This is a genomic window from Microcoleus sp. LAD1_D5 (assembly GCF_036702115.1).
GTDB lineage: Bacteria > Cyanobacteriota > Cyanobacteriia > Cyanobacteriales > Microcoleaceae > Microcoleus.
Genome location: NZ_JAUBSA010000008.1, coordinates 64,558 through 89,610 on the forward strand (window position 1 = coordinate 64,558; position 25,053 = coordinate 89,610).

The following is a 25,053-nucleotide window of genomic DNA, read 5'->3' on the forward strand; positions in this document are numbered from 1 at the left end:
GATCCAGCCTCGGTGCCACCGGTGCGAGTAACGTTAATCGTCGCCACGCCGCCTTCAGCCACCGTGTAATTTGGTTGAGCGAACTGGAAGATACTTGGAGATGTCGGCGTCGGCGCCGGAGTTGGCGTCGGCGTCGGCGTTGGTGTCGGCGTCGGAGTCGGCGTCACATCAATGCCTTGATATTGAATACTCCGCACTAGGTAGTCGGAACTATCGCTTTTGGGGGAGGTGCTAGTGGCGTAGGCAGGGGTGGGGCTATCGTAGGCTTTGGCGGAGAACCGCAGTTCGTCAAAAGCAACGCTAGTGGAATTTGCTTGTATCTGGAATGTGAAATTGCCATCGGCACTATCGCCAATGAAAGTCACTCCATCTGAAGACACACCGATCGGTTTTTCAGGGGTAGGAGGGGTGAGGCGAGCGATCGTAAAATTGCTGGCCGATACCTCCGTCCCATTATTAAAGAGTTTCAGCAAACCAACTTCATTGCCTTGATCGTTCACTGTAGAACTTGATTTGGGAAGTAATCCACTGAGGCCGATCGTGGCGCTAGTGATGTCTTTGTTATCTGCCCATTTCACCTTCAGCGCTTGAGATAGATTGGTGTTGGGGTCATAGTTGATTTCCGCCCGCAATTTATTGACATCGGTAAACCAACCACTATAAGAGCCTAGGACACCAATACCACCGGTACCGCCGTAGCTCAACCCGCTTTTAGGGGTTTCGTTCGTTGCTAACGTGAGGTTGCTGATGGGAGTAGGGTTAGTGTAGTTCATTTCAAAGCCATCAAAAGCTATCCCAGACAGTTGGATGCCTTGATTCTGGGCGGCAGTAGGCCATTGTGCGATCAGGTCACTAATGCTGCTGTAATTAGTGTCTTGACCCAAAGAACCAGTGATTGAAGTAGCCATAGCTTATGTGTTAATGATGAGTAATTAAGGATTAGAAGTGACTGAAAACGAGAGGTTGGGCTTTCTTGTAGCGATCGGTCACTGCAAGAAAAATTTCCTCATACCTGCAAGTAAATCAAGTAAAAATGCTTGCCCCATAAGCATCTGAAAGCATTATTGCCCCCGATCGAATGTTGAGTGTAAATAATTACACCTACTTAGACCTATTTACATAGAGATGTTTAACTTTCATCATCAATAAGTTTTATCCGGAAAAAGTGCGATCTTTTTTTCAGCCCTATAAAAAGCGGGTTTTCCACATCTGTAGAGGAGAGCTTAAATCCCACATTCCGGGCCCCCCAAGAGGCAGCTTTCAGTGATTCAGCGGGCAAAAGTGAATCAGGAGAGACACTTATGAGTAAAAATACTCAGAACTTTAGATGTCTAAGCATCACCCTGTTGGGAATTTCTAAAAATTGAGGTTCGGGCGTAAGTTAAATCTGATGCCATTAAAAAAGCGATCGGTAAAAAACCAAGTTTATTGGTGATCCGTAATGTGATTGACGATCACTACAAGATGTCAAATGGGTTCTATACTACTGCCCGAGTGACAAAACAGGGTTAATCTGACTAAAGCAGGAATTATGCACTTACCCTCTGATTTGTCAGCGGCAACTCTACAATAAACTCAGTTCCTTCGCCCACCTGACTGACGCAGCTCAGCTTGCCACCGTGAGCTTGAACAATTACCTGATAGCACACTGAAAGTCCCAAACCAGTGCCTTTTCCCACAGGTTTAGTAGTAAAAAATGGGTCAAAAATCTTGTCTTGAATTTCTGCAGGAATTCCAGTTCCGGTGTCGCGGACAGAGATTGTTACCCAGTCCGGCTCGCTTTGCCAACTGCGGATGGTTAATTCCCCCGGTTTGCTCGTTGACTGGAGCGCATCTAAAGCATTGTCAATCAAATTATAAAATACTTGGTTGATTTGACTGGCATGACATTTTACTGGCGGCAAACTGCCGTATTGCTTGTCTATTTTGATATGGGTTTTTAGCTTATTTTGCAGCATCAAGAAACTGCTTTCTAAACCTTCATTCAAATCTACTGGTTTTAATTCAGCGTGGTCTAAACGAGAAAAATTTCGCAGCGTCATCACGATCGAGCGAATCCTCCCGCTTCCTTCCCGCATTGAATTGAGCAGTTTACCAAAGTCTTCTCGAATGTAATCGAGTTCTAGTTCTTCATTGATTCTGACAATTGCCTCCGCTGCTTCGGGGCAGGCATTCCCGACCAGTTCTAGAGCTTCGTTCAAGGCTTTAAAATATTCTTGAGCGTGAAACAAGTTAGCGTGGATGAAATTGTTGGCGTTGTTAATTTCGTGAGCAATTCCCGCTACCATTTGCCCCAAACCTGACATTTTTTCGCTTTGAATCAATTGCTGTTGCGCGGATCGCAATTCTTCTAACGCAGCCTGCAACTGCTGGGTTTGAGCTTGAGATTTTACCGCAGCATCTTGGACTTGGCTGTAAAGTTCTGCTTGCTGAATGGCGATCGCCATTTGGTTGGCTATCTGGGAGAGCAACTCCATTTCTTGCCACTGCCAATTGCGGGTATCCCGGCACTCGTGAGCAATCAGCAAACCCCACAGCCTACCGGGAAATTTAGGATTATAGCTTGCCGCTGTTTCGGGGGAACTTTCTTCAGTTCTCGATGTAACAATCGGCACGATCAGATTAGCTTTTACCTGCAAACGGTCTAAGAAATCAACGTGACAAGGCTCTAAACCAGCATTAAAAATATCATTAATGGCTTTGACTCGCCCTTGCTGGTAAAGATCGGCGTAATCTCCCCGGAAACACTTATCCGCCCCCATATCTCCTAAAATTGAAGGCCAAGGGATCACCATATCTTCAACAACAACTTTTCCTTGCCAGTTGTCTTGAAACTGATAAATGATTACTCGATCGCACTGCAACATTTGGCGGACTTCCCTCACCGCTGTTTGTAGGATAGTTTCCAGATCGAGGGTACTGCGAATTTGGTTGCCGATCAGCCGCAGCAGCGATTCTCGTTCGGCTTGGCGCCTGGTTTTGCTATAGAGTTTGGCTTGATTGATTGCGATCGCCAATTGCGATCCTACCCCTTCTAAAAGCTGTCTTTCCCAATCAGTCCATTCCCGTTCGCGATCGCACTGATGCAAGCCAATTATGCCATTCACTTCACCTTGATAGCGAGTAGCTACTGCCAGCATTGACTTAATCTCCAAAGCTTCGGCAATTTTTCGGGTTTGTGGGTTCAATCCCGGAAAATCGAGAAACTTCGTCACTGCTAGGGAATCTTGTTGAGACACGACTGCAGCCAAATGCGGGTTGTCAGTCATCGGTACTTTCATTCCCAGTTGGATCGGATAGTCCCCCGCGTTGTACTCTCCGCGCGTAACTAAAGTTTTTTCTGTATTTGATTCTTTGACTAAAATGCTCACGCGGCTGCACTGTAATGCTTGCCCCAGCAATCTGCAGGCCGATGTCAAAATTTCTTCTATGTCAAGTGTACTGCGAATTTCGTTATTAATTTGGTTCAGCAAGTTTGATAACTGAACTTGCTGCTGCATCTGCACGATTAGGGCTTTTTGTTGGTCTACTTCCGGCAGCGAAAGACTTTCTTCCTGCCTCCAGTTTTCAGATTCAGGCAACCGCGAAGTTACTCTTTGCCAGGGGTTTTCGTGTTCTTGTATTTTTAAAGACATATTTACTCAGGAGTTGTACAGTATTTTGATTGAGTCTGGTTTTTTAAACCTATGCTTACCCCGCCAACAGCCCCATCGCAGCTACCAGGACTTTTGGAATATCTTAAGACATTATAAAGGATGCCGCCTGAGCAAAGCAATTATTTGCTTTACAAATATTTATATTTATCAAGTATGCGCTCGGCAGGGGAGAATACTAATTGGCGCGCCCCATGGAACTTGGTCAGATGTCAAATAGAGTTAACCGCCCAGTTAAGCGAACAAAATGAATCTAAAATCTATCTTTAGTTCAATGTTTGCGCGCGCTCGATCAACATGGAAAACTCAATTACCAACAATTTTCGTTCGCCAGCAACCAGCGACAACATGACTTCGGGATGGAAAGGTAAAGGCCAGATTAAAATAGCTTTGGCGATCGGCAATTCCCGGCTGCACTGGGGATTATTTGTGGGCAAAACCCTGGAGAAAACATGGGATACACAGCATCTCAATGCTGATACTGTTTCCCCGCTCTCCGAGCAGGAAAAGGCCGAATATTTGGTGCAAACAGTAATGAGGTCGATCGAGGAAGTATCTTCTCAAAATCTCCTTTGTCTTCCTGCTACTCCCGCTTTTTCTAATCCTCACACACTTTCTTTAGTGCCACTGCCTCTAATTTTGGCCTCAGTAGTTACCCAGCAAACAGCAATTTGGCAGAGTTATCCTGATGTCCGAATTATTACTTTAGACCAGTTGCCGATCGGGGGACTCTATCCTACCCTGGGAATTGACAGAGCTTTGGCTGTACTGGGCGCTGGCAACCAATTGGGTTGGCCAGTTTTACTTATAGATGCTGGTACAGCTTTAACATTTACTGGGGCTGATGTCAATAGGTATTTAGTTGGGGGCGCCATCTTACCAGGTTTGGGTTTGCAGTTATCGTCGCTAGGTAAAAAAACTGCTGCATTGCCTTTAATCAGTTTACCACAAAATTTGCCGCACCGCTGGGCGCAAGACACTGCTGGGGCAATTCAAAGCGGAGTTGTGTATGCGACGGTGGCAGGAGTTAGGGATTTTATTGAAGATTGGCGGTGTTTGTTTCCTGATAGCAAAATTGCTGTCACGGGGGGCGATCGCGCTATGCTTTTAAAATACCTCACCGCCGCCTTTCCTGATACAGCAGCCGACTTAATTGACGCACCAGAGGCTATTTTTTGGGGAATGAGTTATGAGTTATGAGTTATGAGTTATGAGTTATGGGGATTGGTAATGGGGAATTATTCAGGAGCATCTCATATTTGTAAAAACACTTCTTCTAGCTCCTTCCTTCTTCGTCTTTCCTTCGGTCTCAAAACTCCAATTTCTAGCTGGGCTGCAAAAGTGAGATGCTCCCAATTATTCTTCCTTCTGCCCTCTTTCTTCTTCCTTACCAATTACCAATTCACTTAGCAAACTCGCGAATATACTTAGCAACAACATCCGGGACTTCCTGTGGCAAATTGCTTTCCCCTGGACTAACCAATTGCAGTTCGGCATTAGGAGCTAGAGCAGCATATGATTGACACAGAGACGAAACTGCAGGGGTATCTTCAGAACCGTGCAACAGCAAAACAGGCGCTTTCAGCAAAGGCAAATTCTCATCAACTAACTCCGCTGTAATTTCAGCCCGCCGCCGCCGGAACAGCAACTGCACCGCAACTGGGGAGTGAATCAACTGCTGTCTGAAATTTAGCAGTCCGTCAATCTTGTTTTGACTACCCAGCAACTTAGCAATTGGATAGATCGATCGCAACAACCAAAAAGCGAGGGGTGGTTGGCCAATTAGCCAGCTAGCCGTCTGCCACCGCCCCCGCCGGTTGCCAACCTTGACGCCTTCTGGGGCCAACAAAACCAAACCTTGAACTCGATCGGGATATTTGATAGCATAGCTGGTGGCCACCCAACCCCCCAGAGAGTGAGCGATTAAATAAACCTCTCGCAACTTCAAAGTATCGAGGTATTGGGCGAGACATTCTACTTCCAGGTCGATCGAATAATGAAGATTCCGGCGTTCCGAGTCGCCAAACCCCAGCAAATCCGGTGCGAAGCAGTGGTAGTAGGGGCTCAAATGTTCGATCGTCCTCAGCCACTGACTGCTGTCCTGCCAAGAACCGTGCAAAAATACTAAATTCGGGCCTTGACCGACTTCGTGCCAGAAGATTTGCCCTACAGAGAGTTTTACCCGAGAATTGCGTAGCGGTGAGTACATCCGGTTAAATATTTAGTAATAAAAAGATGATTAATTTAATCTTCAGAGATTGTGAATTAAAGTAGGAAAACATTAAAAATTAATTTCACAGTCATCACAGACAATTTTTGACGGCGAGGTAATTTCCGACTTTTCTCACATTTGGATGCCCCGCCGATTTACGCCAAAGTTGTCAGGCCTTGAAAATAGTCCTGTAAGTGTTGGTCGTTATCGTGGCTGAGGGCGCCCTCCGGCAGTGATTCGGGCAAAAAAGCCTGAACCTCGCTGACTTCAAGCGTATCCTGAACTTGCATATTGCCCTGCACCTCTGCAGCGACCACGATACAAATCGAGTGTAGGCGAGGGTCTCGATCAGCAGCCGAATAAACACCCACCAAGCGGCGGATTTTGACTAAATCGAGTCCTGTTTCCTCTGCTAATTCCCGCCGCACAGTTGTCGGAATATCCTCTCCCCAATCCACCATACCTCCAGGCAGTGCCCAGCGACCGTTGTCGCGGCGGCGAATTAACACAATTCGCCCGTCAGGCAATACAGGAATCACCGCAGTACCAGTCACGGGATGTCGAAAAATCAGTCCCAGCACAGTTTGTACAATTTGCCACAATCGACGCATAAACTCAAAAGCTTGTTTAGGATATAGTAATTTCAGGCCTCCTAGCTTGCAGCTCCGGAGTCTTAATTTTTAATTTTTGATTCACGCTAGAGGTCTGGCAAGTCTGCTAGGATTTCCGCCGCGTGAGTTTCTGGTTTGACTTTCCGATAAACCTTTTCAATCCTACCATCAGGGTCGATCGCGAAGGTCGATCGAGTAATTCCCATAAATTCTTTTCCCATAAATTTTTTGAGTCCGTAACAGCCGTAGGCGGTAGCAACTTCGGCGTTTGAGTCGCACAGCAAGGGAAAAGGCAGTTGATATTTAGCTGCAAACTTGGCGTGGGACCGGGCCCCGTCTGTGCTGACGCCCAGGACTGAAATATTGCGCGACTCGTAGTCTGAGTGAATATCGCGAAAGCCGCAAGCTTCTTTGGTACAGCCTGGGGTATTGTCCCGAGGATAAAAGTAAAGTACAACTCGCCGCCCTCGAAAATCTGCAAGGCTGACGACATTGCCTTGCGCGTCGGGCAGGCTGAAGACAGGAGCTACGTCACCGGGATAAATCGTCATTTGTCGTATTTTGTCAATAGTTTATAGAAATATTCGACAAGAGCGAAAACATTGCGTCCCATCGGGCCCGCATTGCCAGCGACTTGAATCCCGGTGTTCTTTTTTCTGGGTCTTGTACCGTGTGTGCTATGATCGTCATCGGTCTAAAATTGAGTATAACTAGACAACGTAAAAACTTAACTGGATTAGTTGAGTACGTAGTCACACCTAACGGTGTTGCGGTTTAGGAAAGCTAAATTTGAAGAAAACCTAACTACATAAAGAGAAGTGATCGAGTACGGTATGGCATACCGGAATTTACGCTTGGGGAGAGGACACCTATACTTGGGCGGGAGCAATCCTGTCTCCAGTAAGTGGCTTCGGTGAACCAAGAATCTTAGTCACCAAGAGTGCACAGAGTGTCAAACTTAAGAATCCGCGGGCGTGAAAGCCCGGGGACTGTCAATGTTTATTAGTGAGGTCAGAATGGCTAAGCGCCGCAATCTCAAGAAAGAGAAGGCACAACGAAATCAAGCATACGCTCGCAAGTTTCGCAAGCGGAGAAATCAAGATATGTTCTCCAACAAGAGAAGACGATTTGACGGCGGCAACGGCGGTGGCATGGGCGCCATGAGTGGCGGCGGCAGAGACAAAGATATGGCTGCTGCTGAAGATTAAGTGCTGAGGCTATCTGCCGAAGTTAGAACCAGAGTGGAAAACACGATCGTTCTTTCGTAGAGATAGCCAGCCGGAATTTGTCCAATAATTCAACGATGTTTAGGCGAGTCGATCGCGCGCAGCGATAAGTGATTTTCTCACTTGTTCAAACCCGGTACCCCCGTAACTATTGCGAGCCGCCACCACTTGCTGAGGTGCGATCGCGCTGTAAATGTCTGTCTCAAAGGCTGGGTGCAAGTCTTTCCACTCCTCAAGTGTCAAATCTTTGAGGAGTTTGCCCCTCGAAAGGCAAGTTTTGACAACTTTGCCGACAAGATTGTAAGCTTCCCGGAAGGGAACGCCTTTGGTGGCCAAGTAGTCTGCTACGTCTGTAGCGTTAGAAAAGTCTTCCGTAACTGCCACGGCGAGGCGATCGCCATTAAACTCGATTCCTTCGCGCAACAAAATTGTCATTGCTTCCAAGCAACCCTGTACCGTTCTGACGGTATCAAACAAAGCCTCTTTATCTTCTTGCAAATCTTTGTTGTAGGCCAAAGGAAGTCCCTTCACTACTACCAACAAGGCTTGCAAGTTACCGAACACCCGCCCCGCTTTGCCCCGCACCAACTCCGGCACGTCGGGATTTTTTTTCTGGGGCATGATGCTAGATCCCGTAGCGCAGCTATCTTTGAGCGTAATAAATCCAAATTCGTGAGAAGACCACAAAATCATTTCTTCTGACAAGCGGCTCAGGTGTACCATAATCAAGCTCGCGGCGGCGAGAAATTCGATCGCAAAATCTCGATCACTCACTCCATCTAAGCTATTAGCATAAACATTGTCAAACTGCAATAGTTCGGCCGTATAATGTCGGTCAATTGGGAAAGTCGTCCCCGCCAGCGCGCCACAACCCAAAGGCGAAACATTCACCCGCTTGGAGATATCGCCGAGACGTTCCCAATCGCGATCAGTCATTTCAAAATAAGCTAACAGGTAATGAGCCAAACTAATCGGCTGAGCGCGCTGCAAGTGCGTGTAACCGGGGATTAAAGTTTCCACGTTACGATCGGCAAGATCGAGCAAAACCCCTTGAAATTCCCGCAATTGCTCGCGAATTTCTGCTATGCGATCGCGCAAATACAAGCGAGTATCAGTGCCGGCTTGATCGTTGCGCGATCGGGCCGTGTGCAACTTTTTCCCAGCATCACCCACAATCTCCGTCAGCCGCTTCTCTACTGCGAAGTGAACGTCTTCTGCATCAACTCCCGGAACAAAAAGTCCTTGGCGGTATTCGCGGCGGATCTGTTCCAAACCATTGACTAACTGTTCGCCTTCTGCTGCGGAAATAATCCCCGTTTTGGCCAGCATTTTAGCGTGAGCGACAGAACCCGTCAAGTCATACTCAATCAATTCAATATCGAAGCCAATACTAGCATTGAATCGGGCGATCGCCGGGTGCAGCGCCGATTCAAATCTTTGACTCCAAGTTTTTTGTTGTGTTGTCATTGCTCAAGCTAAAACTAGATTATATCTCTGTTGCAGAAGTCTATAAAAACCGATTTGTAGCAAAGACTTTAGTCCTTCCTCCGGTTTGTAGTCAGGACTTTAATCCTCCATTCCCAATTCGGCAAGAAAAAACTCAACTCCTGACTACAAACTTTTTATACATCTTTTGACCACAAAAAACTGAAGTCTGGACTACAAAATTGTGAAACTTTTGCTGCATCAGAAAGAAGTGAAGTTTGGGCTACAAACCTTTTAAATCCGTTACCGATAGCTTTTTCGACAAGAACTCTAACGAAAAATCCCTTTAAAGAACCAGCCAACAAAAATACCTATAAAAAAAGCTCCTATTTGACCAGTCGAAACAAAATTGTTCCAAGCTTTCTGGAAATTAGTAAAAATGTCGTAACTTTGACCCAAAAGCACCGTACTCAAATGAGATTTCAAAACTACCACGTGAGCGACATCGTTCCAAGTAATCGAACTGGTTAATCCAGCAGTAATTTCCGGCATTAAATTAACTATCATGGTGATTTTCTCCTGCTAAAGGTGTTACCCTAAGTACAACCAGTGTCATGTCATCTTCGTTACGATTGCCGATGCCGATAAACTGGTGTACGCGATCGAACAAATAATCCAAAATTTCTTCAGACTGCTGATAATTTTGACAGGCCCACTGAAAAGCCGAGGTCAAGTTATCCTCATCAAACCGATCGCCCCTTTGATTAGAAGCATCGGTAAATCCGTCTGTGTAATAAATAATAGTATCTCCTGGCTGCAATTGCACTTGGGCTTCTTGGTAATGCGAATCAGCATCCAGGCCAATTAACATTCCCTCCAAAGTATCGAGCTGAACAATCGAATTAGTTGCAGCTTGCCACAGCAAAGGCGGGTGGTGAGCTGCATTGCTGTAAGACAAAACGCGAGTTTTCGGGTCATACTCCGAATAAAACAGAGTCACAAAACGGTGGGAATTTTCCAAATCCGCGTGCATAACCCTGTTTAAATGTTGCAAAATTCTCGACGGCGAGTGGCGGTTCAACACCTCCGCCCGCAGCATACCCCGTGTCATCGTCATCAACAGGCCAGCCGGTACTCCCTTGCCCATCACGTCGCCGATCACAATGCTCCAGCGGCCCTTGTCGATTTTGGACTTGAGATTTTTCATTAGGGAGGGGGGGTTTTCCCCCTCATTCTCCTTGCCAATCGGGTCATAGTCAGCGGGAATAAAATCATAATAATCTCCGCCGACTCTGCTAGCAGTTTGGCAGCGGGCGGCCACGTCAAGGCCGGGAATTTTCGGACAACTGCGGGGTTGCAGCCGCAATTGAATTTCCGCCCCGATTTCTAACTCTCTGTCTAAGCGGTCTTTTTCCGCCAACTTAACAGTAAGTTCGTCTTTGCAAATAGCCACAGCGGTTTGATCCGCCACCAACCGAACTAATTTCTGTCTGCTGGGAGTCCAGAGATATTGCGGATCACTGCTAAAAACATAAAGCCGCCCGCGTTCCAAATTGTTGACTAAAATTGGCGCCCCAAACAAATGAACATCCGGGCCCAAATAACGACCGACTTGCAAGTCTAGACTAGAAGTTTGCCCAGAGGTTTCCGAAAACGATCCAGCAGTAGCGCCCGCACCTGCTGTAGCTTGCCTGGTGGCTATTTCCAGCGCTTTTCGCATATCTTGGCACTGCCGTCCTTCCTGACAATGCAACTGCTGGAACCTGACTTGACCGTTGGGTTTGAACAGCACTAAAGCTCCCCCGTCGGCGTCCGTAACGCGAGTCGCCACCAAAGGAACCAACTCCAAAAATTGGTTGAGATTGTTAAAACTTCGCAGGGCAAATCCCAGCGAACCCAACATATCTTGAACGTTGTGCTGATATCGGTGCAAACGCGCCACCAGTTCTTTGAGGGCAAATACTGGCGTCGCGTCGGTGGAATTGCGACCCGAAGGGCGGTCAGCAGGTTGAGGTGAGGGGCGAGGCAAAGGCACAGCAGTCATTTTAAATTTGTGATTTTCGATCTTAGACGGAGTTAATGATTGAGGACTTACGGGCCACTTGAACAGAAACCCGTTTTTTTTTCGAGCAAGTAGTTTGGTTTGATCGAGTAAGTTGGGCACTAGGACATTAGTATCAACTTAAGTCTAAAATTCTTCAGAAATCTCGTTTATAGCTGAGTCTAGATACCCCCCAAATCCACGCCGCTTGCTTTACTTGGGGGGGCCCAAGAGCGCAGCGGCTTCCCTTAAGAACGGGGACTTTAACCATTTGCTGTCGCCCTTCTTAAGGGGAGGGCCACGGGGATCGGGAAGACTGTGCAATCAGACAGCAGACTGATACTAAATTTGAGCTTAATTTGACACACTACTGGCGCTTTGAACCGAACCCAGAAAGAAAAGAGCGAAGGTATTGTTTGTAGGTATTTAGTTTTCACTCGCCACCCGTGGCGGCGCAAGTCCTGCGATGGTAGTTTGAGGTTAAGGATTTGAGAGTTTAAAGCTCTGTATCCGCCTCCAAAAATCGGGACGGCTACAGACGCCTCATCCATCTAAAATCTAAAATCTAAAATCTAAAATCGAGTAGGGCTTCCACAAATTCGTAACTAGAAAACGGGCGCAAGTCTTCGATGCTTTCCCCGACTCCAATAAAGCGGATTGGCAGACCAAGTTGCTGCACTACTGCTAGGGCAACACCACCTTTAGCAGAACCGTCGAGTTTTGTCAATACTACTCCGCTTAATTTTGCCGATTCTGCGAACACTTCTGCCTGTCGCAAACCATTTTGACCCAGTGTGGCATCCAAGACCAGTAGAGATTCTACGGTAGCGCCTGGGGCTTTTTTATCTACAATGCGACGGATTTTACTTAATTCGTCCATCAGATTTTTTTTGTTTTGCAGGCGGCCTGCGGTGTCTACGATCAGCAGTTCTGTGCCTCGGGCGCTAGCGGCGGCGATCGCATCAAACACGACAGCAGCCGGATCGGTATTTTTCCCTGGGTTGGCAATAATTTCGACCCCACTGCGGGAACCCCAAACTTTCACCTGTTCGACGGCGGCGGCGCGGAAAGTGTCGGCAGCAGCAATCAGGGTTTTGTAACCGGATTTTTGGGCAATATGGGCTAGTTTGCCGATCGTCGTAGTTTTGCCCGCACCGTTGACTCCTACAATTAACCAGATGTTGAATGTCTCTTTTTCCGGGGCAAATGTCAGGCTGTAGGCGGGATTGCCGGCGGCGGTTTCGGCACAGGGAGCGTCTAGAATGTCGCGCAGGATGGTTTTCAGGTAAGCCAGAGCCTGTTCTGGCGGCAGCACTTCTTGTGTGAGTCTTTCTTGGAGGCGACTGATAATGATGTCGGTGGCTGCGACTCCGACATCGGCTTGCAGGAGCAAAGTCTCAATTTCGGCTACCGCGTCTTGATTGAGCGGCCCTTGACCAACGATCGCCTTTAGTCGATTAATTAAGCTGCGACGAGTTCTTTCTAAGCCTTTCCGCAGTTTTTGCAGCCAAGTGATTTCTTCAACGGATACTTGGTCTGGGCGGCGACCTTGACTGGCTAAGATTTCTGAGGACCACAGGAAGCCTTCGTCAAAGGCGAAACCGGGAATTTCTTCGATAATTGCCGCTCTCTCGGCGGCGGCTGCAATTACTTCTGGTTCTTCAATTGCGGTTTCTTTGAGGCGTTCGATGCGATCCATGCGATCGGCCTGAGCTCTGGCCCAAAACGGCAGGGCTTCCGCTGCTTCGCCGTCGGATGCCAGTGATTCGGTTTCTACAACCTCAGTTGCAGGTTCGGCAATTTCTATATTTTCTGCTGTAACTTCTAATTGTTGAGCTATAGGTGCAGTGTCGATCGCCCCGGCTGTGGGTTGCAGAGTTTCTGGAATTTCTGCTGGGTTGGCTGCATCGAGTTCTGAAACCTCGGTTGCTTCAACTGTTGCTGGTGCTGCAACTTCTGGAACTTCTGCAACAGTTGGTGCTGTGGATGCGGGTTCAAGTTCGATCGGCTCGGTAGCTTCAATAGTCGCCGGTTCTGCAACTTCTGCAACTGTCGCGATTTCTGCTTCGGCTGCTGGAACATCGGGCGCTGCTGTCTCGGAAACTTCTGTTTCGGGTTTTTGCTGTTTTTGAATATTTTTGTAAGCAGCTTTTGCCCAATTGAGATAATCTTCGGCTACAGCAGGAGAACCTTGCTCTGTTGTATCTGTTTGAGGCTCAACCGGTGCGGATTTTGCCGACTCATCTTGCGGCTGTTCGGGGGTTGCCTCTGTTTCAGAAGATTTGCTTTCGCTGTACTGGCGACGAAACCAATTAAATACCATAGGAAATTGGGAATATAGTTATTAGTCCTTAGTTTAGAGCGGATTGCGGATTGCGGATTGCGGATTGCTAATGACTCTGGGTACGGTTCGCGCCCCGGCCTGCACCCTCCGGGTAAGGTGTCCACCAAGCACCCGGAGGACTGATGACTAAGGGCTACGGACTAACAACTTCTGCGTTGATTTTATCGACTACTCGGCGGAGGACTCCGTTGATGAAGCGATGTCCTTCGTCGCCGCTGTAGCGTTTTGCGAGTTGGACGGCTTCGTTGACGCTGACTTGTTCGGGTAAGCCGAGATATAGCATTTCGGCGATCGCGATTCTCATGATATCTCGATCAATCCGGGCCAACCGTTCTATTTGCCAGTCTACGAGGGCTTCTGAGAGCAATTCGTCAATTTGAGGGCGGTTGGCGCTGACTTTCGTCAGGATTTGCAAAGCATAGGTGCGGACATCTTGCTGGTTGGCTAGCTGGATCAGTTCTGGAAACTCCATTGCTGAACCGAGACGGTTGATGGCGGTTTGGGTGAGTTCGACTGCTTCCCGCACCATTGCTCTAGCACTTTGTATATCGGCAGCGCGGATTTCGCTCGCCAGCAGTTTGTCGCTACTCCGCTGCACTTCAGATGCTGCTGCTTCTAGGGATTCTTGAACTTCTGCTGTCAGGGTACGGATGGCGGCGAGGAGAACATCTTGCAGTTTCTTGGCTTCTAAGAGTTCTGGATTCGCCGGCAGTTGGCTGATGCCGAGGAGTGCGAGTTCGCGTGCTGTTTCGCGGGCTTTTTTCATAGTTTTTAGATAGGAATTGAGAATTTAGGAAGTTTTTCGATCGCGCGCGGACTTGAACTTGAGCAGAAAACTCGACTAAAAGCGGTACAAGACCAGCCGTCTGACTTGCCAGTGGCGGGTAGTTTACAGATACTTCGCTGTCAAACCCAAGATTTATGCTCGAAACCGGGTTTCTGAGTATAGCCTTTCTCGGTTTGGGCTGGTTTTGTCGAAATATTATCTGCTATGGGCAAAGTTTACACGGTCTTACGGGCCACTAAAGATGTCTTGGTTCAATCTTCTTCGACGGGGACAGCCTGGTATCTTGATTCGGATACTAAGGGTTCGAGTGTTTTACCCTTGGTGTTTTCCGGGGTTAGTGCAACTGAGTTGTTGGGGTTGACGATGCCGCCGGAGATGATGACTTTAAAGGCATCTTCGATCGACATTGACAAATTGACTAAATCTGCTTCCGGCACTATAGCGTACCATCCGGTGGTGGGGTTGGGAGTGGTGGGGATGAAAATGCCGATGGGGGTTTCGCCGGACAGGTGAGGCGGAATATCGTTACTCTCGATCGTACCGGTCACAAATGCTAAAGTCCAGATTCCCCGCCGGGGATATTCCACTAACACCACGCGGCGAAATTTATCGTTTGAGTTGAGGATGGTTCCCAGCAGTTGTTTGAGGGTTTTGTAAACCGAACCGGCTAGGGGAATTGCCTGCAACAGCCGTTCGCCAAAGTCTAGTAGCCACTTGCCAAAAATGTTGCGGGCCATTAAACCGATGACTAAAATGCTCAGCAGGGGTACAGCCAACCCTACTAACAGATTTAGCAGATTCACCAAAATCGGGTGGAGTCCGTCAAAAGGGTTGATCTGCTTGGGAATTTTGGTGAGAAAATTGATGACCCAACTGGCGACGGTAATTGTCAGCCAGATGGTGGTAGCTAAGGGTATCACTACCAGTAGACCTGCGATCAGGTCGTTTTTTAAGTCTTGTTTGATGCGTTGGAGCACGGCGGGTCAAATCTCCTCGTAACTGGTTGCCAATAACCTGAATAAACCTGAGACTAAAGCAACTGCACGGGCTTTACTGGAAGTCACCATAGACCATCGTCTTCAATTCTGCTAAACCCTACCCTTTCTGACGGGGAAGAGTTAAGGCTCGCCGGTGCTGTACCTCTATTTTAAAGAATTATTGCAAGTTGGCGCTTGATTTTAATATATGCGGGCTGTGCAGCAGCTCACCGTATTGTATATTTTAAGACACTTTGGCGCGGGATAAATCAATAAGCCGATCGCTCAGAGGCTGCCTGGGAGTCCAGGTGTAGCGAGTCCAGGGGAAATTTTCTGTGATTGGTGTAGGAATTTAATTGGTCGATCGAGCTTTCTCAGATTTTATGCTCGGTGGCACTTCGTTTTACCGAATTCACAGGAATCTCTGCAGGTTGAGTGCAGTGCCTATCCAAAAATAAATCTTTGGATAGATGCAGTATGACTTTTGTTAGTATATATATTTTTTTTGATGGTCTACAGCGCTCAACAAGGCAACAGTTGCCTACCATGCAAGTGTGGCATGTTAGGCAACTCCGGCAAAAAGTAAAGCAGACAGACCAGCAACTTTGACTTATTTTGACAGGATTAATCGATATTCAGGAAATAAGGGCAGAATTCACGCGAATTCGAGTTTGAGAGGAGCGGCAAAGCAATATAGAATTAACTCGGACATCACTACAAAAAAATAATCTGCCAAACGAGGTAGCAGTATTTAGTAGAAGCGAGATAAATTACTATATAGCTAGGTGTTTCTAGTCAGAAGCGCGAAACTATTTGTTCGACAGGGTATAGCTAAACTGCTGAACAGAAGCAAGATTCCAGCCGTGCTTATTCCTTGGAAGCAGACGAAAGTGAAGGAAAAACAAGCGTACTAACCAATCAATTCAGAGCGGTAATTTACCTCGTGGCAAGCAGCAATAGACTTGATTAGAAGTTAGGATTGAGATGTGAATGCTCCACTCAGGAAAACACTTAATTTTTACATTTTTTTAGGCGATTCAAACGCAAGACTTTTTTGGGATTCACTTAACCAGCCGCAGCCCGATCGAATTTGGTGTCCGATAATTAATATTTAAGTAAAAGGAATTTTTGTGAAAACGCTCAGTATCCTCTTAGTAGAAGACAGTCCCCTAGATGCCGAACTGATTGAGGCATATCTAATGGATGGCGGACTCCAATTTTCTCTGGTGTGTGTGGAAAATCGAGAAGACTTTGCCACGGCGCTGGAAAAACAACGTTTTGACATTATTTTGGCAGATTATATGCTGCCTTGTTTTAACGGGATAGCTGCACTGGAAATCGCCCACACTACTTGTCCGGGAGTGCCGTTTATTTTTGTTTCGGCTACTTTGGGCGAGGAAGTGGCGATCGAAACTTTGAAAAGTGGCGCTACTGATTATGTTCTCAAACGCCGTTTGATGCGCCTGGTGCCGTCGATTCAGCGGGCCCTGCGGGAAGTTCAAGAACGGAACGATCGCAAGCTTGCCGAAGCACAGCAGCAGGAAAGTGAAGCTCGATTTCGGATTATGGCAGATACCGCGCCGGTGATGATTTGGATGTCGGACACTGACCAACTTGGCGATTACTTTAACAAAGTTTGGCTGGAGTTTACCGGTAGAACTTTGGCGCAAGAAATGGGCACGGGTTGGATGGAAAACTTGCACCCAGATGACTTGCCAGAATGTCTGGATATTTACCAAAAAGCCTTCGATGCTGGCAGCGAGTACCGGATTGAATGCCGTCTGAGACGCTATGACGGGGAATACCGCTGGGTTTTGGGTACGGGCGTACCCCGGTACAGGCCCGATAGCACTTTTGCAGGTTACATCGGTTCTTACATCGATATTAGCGATCGAAAACTGGCAGAACAAGAACGCGCTGCCGCTTTGTCCCGCGAACAAGCAGCGAGGTTGGAAGCAGAAGAAACAGCTAAAGCGCTGCAATCGGCAAACGATCGAATTACTAACATTCTCGAAAGCATTACTGATGCTTTTATCGCGGTAGATTTAAATTGGAACTATACCTATGTCAACTACCAAGCTATTGAGCTGTTAGGTCGAGCAAAAGCAGAACTGATTGGAAAAAAAATTTGGGATATATTTCCCTGGGCGGTCGATTTACCGTTTTACGAAATGGCGGCCAAAGCATTAGCAGAAAAGGTAACGATCGAGTATGAAGAATTCGTACCGTTATGGAATAAGTGGTTGAAGATCCGTTTTTATCCTTCCGATTCGGGTTTGTCGGCTTACATCCAAGACGTTAGCGATCGCAAGCAAGCAGAAGCTGCACTCAAAGCTAGCGAAGAAAAGCTGAAAATGTTGGCAGAAGCTAACTTGATAGGAATTATCTTCGGGGATGTTAACGGCGGCATCATGGAGGCTAACGACGAATTTTTGCGGATGGTTGGCTACAGACGGGAACAGTTGCAGCGCGGGGAATTAAACTGCATTGACATTACGCCGCCGGAGTACCGGTCTCTCGACGAAAAGGGGATTGCAGAGGCACAAGCAACGGGAGTTTGCACTCCCTACGAAAAGGAATACCGGAGGCAAGACGGCAGCCGGATTCCGGTGCTGATCGGATATGTTTTGCTGGGGGAAAAGCGTCAAGAATTTGTGGCTTTTATTCTCGATTTGACGGTTGGCAAGGAGTTGGAAAGAGAACTACACGATCGAGCCCAGGAATTGGCGCGGGCGAACCGGATTAAAGACGAGTTTCTGGGAACTTTGTCCCACGAATTGCGGACGCCGCTGAATGCGATGCTGGGATGGGCGCAACTGCTGCGAAACCGCAAGTTTGACGAAAAAACGACTGTTCGGGCTCTGGAAACGATCGACCGCAATACACGATCGCTGGCAACTCTGATCGAGGATTTGTTGGACGTGTCGCAGATTATTACCGGGAAACTGTCGCTGAATTTGCGGTGGGTGGATGTGATTTCGACTGTTGAGGCTGCGATAAAGACTCTCGTACCCGCGATTGGGGCAAAAAATATTGAAGTGGTGACGGATTTCGACCCAACTGTGGGGCGGATTTTTGCCGATTCTGGTCGCTTGCAGCAGGTAGCCTGGAATTTGCTGTCGAATGCGATTAAGTTTACTCCCGATGGCGGACAGGTAAAGGTGGAGGTGCGAAAGATGGAGAGGACTTTGGCCCATGAGGAATCCGCTTGCTGTAAAAATTTGTCGCCCGCTAGTGTGGAAATTGAGGTTAGCGACACGGGACAAGGGATTTCAGAAGAGTTTTTGCCGCACGTTTTCGAGCGGTTCAGCCAAGCTGACAGCTCTATAAGGCGATCGTACAACGGATTGGGTTTGGGTCTGGCCCTAGTGCGGCATTTTGTGGAAATGCACGGGGGGACTGTGCAAGCGGAATCGGCCGGGAAGGGAAAAGGAGCGAGGTTTTTAGTGAGATTGCCAATTCAACAGCATCATTGCGACGGCGGATTTTCTGTTGCCGCACTCGGGGAGTTTGCGATTCCTCAAAGCAAGGCGCGAGTCCCTGTAAAGGAGTCTTTTGTCAGCAGCAATCTTTCTGGAGTGCGGGTATTGGTGGTAGATATCGACGCGGATTCCCTCGATTTTGCCTGTACCGTGCTCGAAGATTGCGGGGCCGAGGTGGAGACTGCTAGCTCTGGAATGGGTGCCTTGGAGGCGATTGAAAGGCTGAATCCAGATGTGTTGGCGATCGATATTGAGATGCAGGCCCCTGATGGAGAGGCTTTGCTGCGGCAAGTGCGATCGCGGATGGTGGACAGGGAAATTCCGGCGTTGGCGTTCACGGCGGTTGGTAGGGTAGATGAACGGGTACGGGCGCTGCAACAAGGTTTTCAAATTTACGTGCCCAAGCCGATCGAGCCTGCTGAGTTGGTAGCGGTGGTGGCAAGTTTGGTGGCGCGATCGAACGATTTTAGATTTTAGATTTTAGATTTAATGCGTTTGCAAACTTGAAGGACAGATGTCCTAACTACAAACTAATTTTCTTGCATTCGAGCGATCGTAGCATCCGGTAAGAGTTTCCCAAAAGAATGCAACTGTTGATAAGTTCCAAACCCCGATAATCCTCAGTAGTTCCACTTCTTCGATTCTTTAATCTAAAATCTTTAATCTAAAATCTAAAATTGTATGAGGTGCAGGGACGATCGCCTTTAACAGTATATCCTCAAATATCAAGTTCAGAAAATCTGTTGTTCATTAGGTCTGAGTTTTAATTACAATTAAACCTAATTTGTCAAGCCCCAAAAGTTATAAATTTAATTTAAGTCAAAGTTTGTAGCTTTCGATCACAGGTGCAGGGAAGATAGCCCTTAACAGTATATCCTCAAATATCAAGTTCAGCAAATCGGTGCTTCACTTGAAAAATACCGTGCCGCGGTCAATGCTTATAGCACTCCTCTATTTCCCGCCCAGCAAGGATTTTGTGTCGCTCTTTGATTTTTCCAGGCGGCCAGGTTCCAACTATCAACGACTAGATACCAATTGCACCCGGCCGGCATCCATTTCATCCATTAATAACTCTAAAGCCTCATAATCAATATCCGATATGTACCCCAAACGGGTGAGCTCGTAGTTGATTTCGTTTTCAATGTCAGGCGTTAACTGCTTAATGTAGAGGGCTTTTTCTACAAGATGACGAATAGCATAGGTTGCTTGCATAGTAGCTCGGAGAACGTCCGTACAATTTAATTATTATCTGAACAGTCGATCGCGCGCGTGATCTAAATCAGAACTAACAAGTGATTTCAATTACATTATTCAGTTTTATCTAACAGCCAGGGGATAGTCGATCTCAATTTTTAGAATTCTCAAGACTCAACCTGCTGGCATAAATAAAAAATAGTATAGTACCTTACGTTTCCTACCCAAATCTTACGCAAAATTTCATAAAAAAGAGTCAATAAATAAAGATTCAGTAAAACTACTGAAAAAACTGGTCGATTTCCCTCAAAGCAAGTTAGCCTCAGAGTTATCAAGTAGGTTTAGGCTTACACCTGTCCAGCACAGTAGTTGAAAATACGTAGCAACCATAGGTTTGACATATGCAGACACTTCTTGCCCATAAACCAATTACGGTGATTCGACCCCTAGACCACCTGAATGCAGCCACCTCCGGAGAATTCGGACGGCAACTAATTACAGCAATTGCAGCCCCCGGAGTGGTAGCGGTACTCGTAGATTTGGGCGCAGTAAAATTTATTGACAGTGCCGGTTTGATGGCATTGGTTTCGGGCCTTAAGCAGGCGAAAAAAATGGGGCGCAGGTTTAGTATTTGCTCGCTATCCCCCGGAATTGCGATGATTCTGGAACTCAGCCAACTCGATCGAGTGTTTGAGATATTTGAAAATGTCGATAGCTTTGAAGCCGAAAACTCCTGCGTAAACCAGCACTGGTAGAGGTGCCTCCTCGGCGAAAACAAGCAACAAAACCCAGTAAATTCGGTTAAATGCCCGAAAAGACAGAGGACTGTCGTTGGCGTGTTGGCAGATTTTAAGGTAGGCTGCTTAAGAGTCGCAAATATGAGAGCGAGTCGAGCCGTGGCAGTAAAAGTCGAAGAATTACTTACAGCAGACATTAATCAGCCTGCTCGTTATCTGGGAAACGAATTGGGGGCTGCACACAAGCCTTGGGACGCGGCTTCTGTGCGCTGGGTGCTCACTTACCCAGAAGTGTATGAAGTTGGTGCTTCCAATCTGGGACACATCATCCTTTACAACATTTTGAACGCAGGGCCGAGACAGTTGTGCGATCGAGCTTATTTGCCCGCACCAGACTTGGCAGCAAAACTGCGATCGACCAAAACTCCCCTGTTTGCAGTAGAATCAAGGCGATCACTCACAGAATTTGATATTCTAGGCTTCAGCCTCAGCTACGAACTCGGAGCCACAAACATTCTGGAAATGCTGGATTTAGCCGGCATTCCCCTAACTTGGCAAGAAAGAGCGACCAATCGCCAAAACGGTCAAATGCCACTGATTTTTGCTGGCGGGCAAACAGCAACTTCCAATCCCGAACCCTACGCTGACTTTTTTGACTTCATCGCTTTGGGAGATGGAGAAGAATTGCTCCCAGAAATTGGCTTGATTTTGGCAGAAGGCAAAACAAATAATTTGAGCCGAGAAGCATTGCTGCTGGATTTAGCGCAAATTCCCGGTGTCTACGTCCCGCAATTCTACGATATGGCGGCCGACGGTTCTGTTCATCCCAACCGCCCGCAAGTTCCAGAACGAATTCTGCGCCGCGTGGCAACTCCGATACCAGCTTATTCGATCGGCCTGGTTCCCTACGTCCAGACAGTACACGACAGACTGACAGTAGAAATCCGCCGGGGATGCACCCGCGGCTGTCGCTTCTGTCAGCCGGGAATGCTGACTCGCCCCGCGCGCGATGTCGAACCACAGCAAGTCGTAGAGGCGATGGAACAGGGAATGCAAGCCACCGGGCACAGCGAGTTTTCCCTGCTTTCCCTCAGTTGTTCCGATTATCTGGCACTCCCCGCAGTCGGGATGGAAATCAAAAATCGCCTGAAAGATAAAAATATTTCTCTGTCTCTACCCAGTCAGCGGGTTGACAGATTTGACGATAATATTGCCGACATTCTCGGCGGTACGCGACAAGGTGGTTTGACTTTTGCGCCGGAAGCTGGTACTCAGCGGATGCGGGACATCGTTAACAAAGGTTTGACAAACGAAGAATTGCTTCGGGGTGTCAAAACTGCAGTTGATCGGGGCTGGGATAAAATCAAGCTGTATTTTATGATCGGTTTGCCTGGGGAAACAGATTTTGATGTTCTGGGCATCGCCGAAACAGTCCGCTGGCTGCACCGGGAATGCAGGCTCGATGGCCGACGGGGACTGAATTTTAACTTGACAATTTCTAATTTTACGCCTAAGCCTCACACTCCTTTTCAGTGGCACTCGGTTTCTACTGCTGAGTTTTCCCGCAAGCAAAAACTTCTGAAGGGAGAATTTCGGGGAATGCGGGGCGTCAAAGTCAATTACACTGATGTGCGGATTTCGGCAATGGAGGATTTTGTCGGACGGGGCGATCGACGTTTGGCTGCTGTAGTCCGCCGCGCTTGGGAACTTGGCGCGGGTATGGATGCGTGGTGGGAAAGCTTGGATCAGGCTTACAAAGCTTGGACTCAGGCGATCGATGAATCGGGCCTTACCTGGAAATACCGCCAAGTCGAAAGCGGCGAGTGGAATCTTTTTGACAAGGAAGAAGGAAGAAGGAAGAAGGAAGAAAGAAGTTCGGCAACGGATTCTGTAACGGATGTAACGGATGTAACGGATGTCAGTCCGATGTCCGTCGGAAGAAGGGAGAAGGAAGAAGGAAGAAGGAAGAAGGAAGAAGGAAGAGAAATCAAGGAAGATTTTCCCAATTCTCCGGATCTCCCCCTCTCCCCCTCCCCCACTCTCCCTCTCTCTCTCGATCAAGCCCTGCCTTGGGATCACTTAGATACGGGTATCGACAAAAACTGGCTGAAAATTGACTTGCAAAAGGCTTTAGAAGCAGCGACGGTTCCCGACTGTTCCTTTGAAGGCTGTTCGCGCTGCGGGGTGTGTGGCACCGATTTCGGACACAATGTGGTTGTGGATGCGCTGCCAATTCCAGAGTTTGCTGGGGAGTTCGTGCCGAATACGGAGCGGAAACAGCGTTTGCGGGTTTGGTTCGGGAAGGTGGGCGATATGGCTTTGGTTGGTCATTTGGATTTGATCCGATTGTTCGATCGAGTAGTCCGCAGAGCCGATTTGCCGATTTCGTTTACCGGCGGGTTTCACCCGAACCCTCGGATTTCTCTGGCAAATGCTCTACCTCTGGGCGTTACCAGCACTGGGGAAATTGCCGACTTTGAGCTCACTGAGTCGATCGATATTGAGAGTTTTCGGGAAAAGTTGGTGGCTAAGCTGCCGGAAAATATTCCGATTTACAAGGTTGAGTCGATCGATCTCAAGGCTCCTTCTGCCAGTCAGTTGTTAGAAGCAGCGGAGTACGTGGTTACTGTAGCTGTAGGGGGTTCGTTGACAGAAAATGGCGAATTAGACCATGAAAATTCTGCTCCTGTCTCCCTGGCTCCTCATGCCAACTGGGAAGCTTGGGTCAAGACGATCGTCGAAACCGAGGCTTTTTGGCGGGTGCATACTACTAAGTCGGGAAAGACTCAGGATGTCAATTTGCGCGATCGACTGCACAAACTAGAACTTGTAGAGCAGAAACCCGACAGCAGCACCTCTGCTAGGAGTGCTACATCCGAAGGTAGAGCCGTCTTGCGCTTTACGGGCAGTTGTCGCAGCGACGGTAACTTGCTCAAGCCAGAACATATTGTGTTCATGCTCGAACAAGTCAGCCAGCAGGAAATTCAGCTTCTACAGGTAGAGCGTAGTCAGCTAATCCTGGGTTATGGTTAAAATAGGGAAGCCGTGGTGGAATATTTCACCTTCGGCTCTCGATCGGGATGTGTCGTTTCACGCTATAATCGCTTGTTATGGAAGCCGCGGTGGCTCGAGCGCTTTAGTCGCTCGCCGCCCTCGTCAACCAGCAACGCGGGCTGGGTGCAAATTGCTTCTGTTCAAGACTTCAAGCCTTTTTGTTGTACATTCACGGGCTAAATCTAGCGCCAAACCTGCAGGAGCGGGGTCTGAACCAAATTTAGCGATTAATTTCGATCGATCGACTGGTTGTCGGTGGTCGGCTTATTCAAAAATCTCACGGTTCAAACCGCAGAGCGGGTATTCAACAATAGATGTTTTTGGCGGGTCAAAAAATGGAGATAAGCCCCCGACTTAAGTCGTGAAGAACCAAAAATTTTAGATTTTAGATTAAAGTTCCAGCTCCCAGATTCATCTATGGAGTAAATCTAAAATCTAAAACCTAAAATCTAAAATCGACTGACCCGTCAAAAAACGGAGATAAGCCCCCGACTTAATTCGTGGAGAACCAAAAATTTTAGATTTTAGACTTTAGTTCAATCTCCCAGATTCATCTGTGGAGTAAATCTAAAATCTAAAATTTAAAATCTAAAATTGACTGACCCGTCAAAAAACGGAGATAAGCCCCCGACTTAATTCGTGGAGAACCAAAATTTTAGATTTTAGACTTTAGTTCAATCTCTAAGATTTATCTGTGGAGTAAATCTAAAATCTAAAATCTAAAATCTAAAATCGACTGACAAGGTTTTAGGGTTGGCAGGGGCGGAGGTTGCAGTCGAATGCCAAACTGGGGTGTGTTGAGTGCGATCGCGCAAGAATTCAACAAAAGTCTAGGCGCTTTCACTCCTACCTACTTTCGCTCAAAACCAGCCCTCAACCACCACGCAAGCGGAGTTATCAGTTCGTAGTGTTAAGTTGTGTGTTAAGAAATTGGTACGGTGTCAATGAATTTATTCGCGCTCGTTCAAAGGAAGAGTTGTAAGTGTTGAATTTTGAGTATTGATTTGGCAATTCTCAACTCAAATCTCAATACGGCTAACTCGATAAAAGCCTCCTTATTTCTATCTCTCAGATTTATCTGCTGAGCATAACTCATAACTCTGTACGGGCGGGTTTAACTACTTTATCTGTAACAGTTAACAGTGAACAGCCAACAGTTAACAGTGAACGGTCAACAGTTAACTTTTCTTCCACCCTGCACCAACTCACAGCTAATAACTCTTCAAGCTACTACTAATTACAGTCTAAGTCAGAGGCACTATGAGTGCGTAAGTGTCTCTAACTTGCTGCCAGTTTTTTGAGGAAATTGA

Annotated in this window: 17 protein-coding genes and 1 pseudogene; 6 read left to right on the forward strand and 12 right to left on the reverse strand. The window is 47.4% G+C overall.

Features of this window, described 5'->3' with window-relative positions; translation table 11 throughout:
* A pseudogene (locus tag QUA70_RS06080) lies at positions 1 to 908 on the reverse strand (hypothetical protein); the annotation flags it as partial.
* Between the two features lie 621 nt (positions 909 to 1,529).
* On the reverse strand, positions 1,530 to 3,635 hold the full coding sequence (locus QUA70_RS06085) for a GAF domain-containing protein (protein WP_333345588.1): 2,106 nt from the start codon (positions 3,633 to 3,635) through the stop codon (positions 1,530 to 1,532).
* A gap of 315 nt (positions 3,636 to 3,950) precedes the next feature.
* On the opposite strand from QUA70_RS06085, the gene QUA70_RS06090 reads away from it, so the two are divergent.
* Positions 3,951 to 4,853: a pantothenate kinase gene (locus QUA70_RS06090; protein WP_333345590.1), complete on the forward strand. Its 903-nt coding sequence runs from the start codon at positions 3,951 to 3,953 to the stop codon at positions 4,851 to 4,853.
* Between the two features lie 202 nt (positions 4,854 to 5,055).
* On the opposite strand, the gene QUA70_RS06095 is transcribed toward QUA70_RS06090, so the two are convergent.
* The 3 genes from QUA70_RS06095 to bcp form a co-directional block, all read right to left on the reverse strand.
* Positions 5,056 to 5,862 (reverse strand): alpha/beta hydrolase, encoded by an 807-nt coding sequence (locus QUA70_RS06095; protein WP_333345592.1) that lies wholly within the window; start codon positions 5,860 to 5,862, stop codon positions 5,056 to 5,058.
* A gap of 158 nt (positions 5,863 to 6,020) precedes the next feature.
* Complete coding sequence (locus tag QUA70_RS06100; RefSeq protein WP_333327407.1) at positions 6,021 to 6,476, reverse strand: NUDIX hydrolase; 456 nt, start codon at positions 6,474 to 6,476, stop codon at positions 6,021 to 6,023.
* 86 nt (positions 6,477 to 6,562) lie between these two features.
* Positions 6,563 to 7,027, reverse strand: coding sequence for a thioredoxin-dependent thiol peroxidase (gene bcp / locus QUA70_RS06105; RefSeq protein ID WP_333327410.1), 465 nt, complete (start codon positions 7,025 to 7,027; stop codon positions 6,563 to 6,565).
* A gap of 465 nt (positions 7,028 to 7,492) precedes the next feature.
* On the opposite strand from bcp, the gene QUA70_RS06110 reads away from it, so the two are divergent.
* Positions 7,493 to 7,684 carry a hypothetical protein gene (locus QUA70_RS06110; RefSeq protein ID WP_190738786.1) on the forward strand — a complete coding sequence of 64 codons (192 nt, stop codon included), beginning with the start codon at positions 7,493 to 7,495 and terminating at the stop codon, positions 7,682 to 7,684.
* A gap of 99 nt (positions 7,685 to 7,783) precedes the next feature.
* On the opposite strand, the gene argH is transcribed toward QUA70_RS06110, so the two are convergent.
* The 6 genes from argH to QUA70_RS06140 all read right to left on the reverse strand — a co-directional run bounded on the left by argH (position 7,784) and on the right by QUA70_RS06140 (position 15,276).
* Positions 7,784 to 9,169, reverse strand: coding sequence for an argininosuccinate lyase (gene argH / locus QUA70_RS06115; RefSeq protein WP_333345595.1), 1,386 nt, complete (start codon positions 9,167 to 9,169; stop codon positions 7,784 to 7,786).
* Between the two features lie 288 nt (positions 9,170 to 9,457).
* Positions 9,458 to 9,694 carry a hypothetical protein gene (locus QUA70_RS06120; protein ID WP_333327416.1) on the reverse strand — a complete coding sequence of 79 codons (237 nt, stop codon included), beginning with the start codon at positions 9,692 to 9,694 and terminating at the stop codon, positions 9,458 to 9,460.
* Positions 9,684 to 11,171, reverse strand: a complete 1,488-nt coding sequence (locus QUA70_RS06125; protein WP_333327419.1) for a PP2C family protein-serine/threonine phosphatase — start codon at positions 11,169 to 11,171, stop codon at positions 9,684 to 9,686. The genes QUA70_RS06120 and QUA70_RS06125 overlap by 11 nt, the downstream gene beginning before the upstream one ends.
* A gap of 562 nt (positions 11,172 to 11,733) precedes the next feature.
* On the reverse strand, positions 11,734 to 13,491 hold the full coding sequence (ftsY, locus tag QUA70_RS06130) for a signal recognition particle-docking protein FtsY (protein ID WP_333345597.1): 1,758 nt from the start codon (positions 13,489 to 13,491) through the stop codon (positions 11,734 to 11,736).
* Positions 13,492 to 13,645: 154 nt separating this feature from the next.
* Positions 13,646 to 14,278, reverse strand: coding sequence for a transcription antitermination factor NusB (gene nusB, locus QUA70_RS06135; RefSeq protein WP_333327425.1), 633 nt, complete (start codon positions 14,276 to 14,278; stop codon positions 13,646 to 13,648).
* Positions 14,279 to 14,550: 272 nt separating this feature from the next.
* A complete protein-coding gene (locus QUA70_RS06140; protein WP_333327429.1) occupies positions 14,551 to 15,276 on the reverse strand; it encodes a DUF502 domain-containing protein in 726 nt (241 codons plus the stop codon).
* Between the two features lie 1,130 nt (positions 15,277 to 16,406).
* Between QUA70_RS06140 and QUA70_RS06145 the strand changes: the two genes are divergently transcribed.
* Positions 16,407 to 19,235, forward strand: a complete 2,829-nt coding sequence (locus QUA70_RS06145) for a PAS domain S-box protein (protein ID WP_333345599.1) — start codon at positions 16,407 to 16,409, stop codon at positions 19,233 to 19,235.
* Positions 19,236 to 19,775: 540 nt separating this feature from the next.
* On the opposite strand, the gene QUA70_RS06150 is transcribed toward QUA70_RS06145, so the two are convergent.
* A complete protein-coding gene (locus QUA70_RS06150) occupies positions 19,776 to 19,970 on the reverse strand; it encodes a hypothetical protein (protein ID WP_193975465.1) in 195 nt (64 codons plus the stop codon).
* A 383-nt stretch (positions 19,971 to 20,353) separates the two neighbouring features.
* Between QUA70_RS06150 and QUA70_RS06155 the strand changes: the two genes are divergently transcribed.
* From QUA70_RS06155 to QUA70_RS06165, 3 genes are all read left to right on the forward strand, one after another.
* Positions 20,354 to 20,707 (forward strand): STAS domain-containing protein, encoded by a 354-nt coding sequence (locus tag QUA70_RS06155; protein ID WP_333345601.1) that lies wholly within the window; start codon positions 20,354 to 20,356, stop codon positions 20,705 to 20,707.
* A gap of 141 nt (positions 20,708 to 20,848) precedes the next feature.
* Positions 20,849 to 23,722 (forward strand): TIGR03960 family B12-binding radical SAM protein, encoded by a 2,874-nt coding sequence (locus tag QUA70_RS06160; protein ID WP_333345659.1) that lies wholly within the window; start codon positions 20,849 to 20,851, stop codon positions 23,720 to 23,722.
* A gap of 800 nt (positions 23,723 to 24,522) precedes the next feature.
* Positions 24,523 to 24,651 carry a hypothetical protein gene (locus QUA70_RS06165; protein WP_333327438.1) on the forward strand — a complete coding sequence of 43 codons (129 nt, stop codon included), beginning with the start codon at positions 24,523 to 24,525 and terminating at the stop codon, positions 24,649 to 24,651.
* Positions 24,652 to 25,053 lie beyond the last annotated feature (402 nt).